The following is a 630-nucleotide window of genomic DNA, read 5'->3' on the forward strand; positions in this document are numbered from 1 at the left end:
TAACTCGCAGGCTCATTCTTCAAAAGGCACGCCATCACCACACACAAGGCATGGCTCTAACGGATTGTAAGCGCACGGTTTCAGGTACTATTTCACTCCCCTCCCGGGGTACTTTTCACCATTCCCTCACGGTACTGATTCACTATCGGTCATCAAGTAGTATTCAGGCTTACCAGGTGGTCCTGGCAGATTCACACAAGGTTTCACGGGCCCCGTGCTACTCGGGTATCCACACAAAGAACGGCAGACACGCATTACACCTACGGGACTATCACCCTCTCTGGTCCGGCATTCCAACCGATTCACCTATACGCCTGCACCTCATCCCACCAGCGTAGATAGAACTGGTACATGTGGACCCCACAACCCCGATGATGCAACGCCTATCCGCTATCACACACCAACCGGTTTAGCCCCATCCGCGTTCGCTCGCCACTACTAACGGAATCACTATTGTTTTCTCTTCCTGCGGGTACTGAGATGTTTCACTTCCCCGCGTTCCCTCCACACAGCCTATACATTCAGCTGCAGGTCACACCACATAACATGGTGCGGGGTTTCCCCATTCGGAAATCCTGGTCTCAACGTCCGGTTATCGACTCCACCAGGCTTATCGCAGATTCCCACGTC

1 rRNA gene is annotated in these 630 nt (G+C 53.2%); it reads right to left on the reverse strand.

Annotated elements, in window-relative coordinates:
* Positions 1–630, reverse strand: a 23S ribosomal RNA gene (locus IEY43_RS18020); the annotation flags it as partial.

It is taken from the genome of Glutamicibacter protophormiae, from assembly GCF_014647495.1.
GTDB classification, from domain to species: domain Bacteria; phylum Actinomycetota; class Actinomycetes; order Actinomycetales; family Micrococcaceae; genus Glutamicibacter; species Glutamicibacter protophormiae.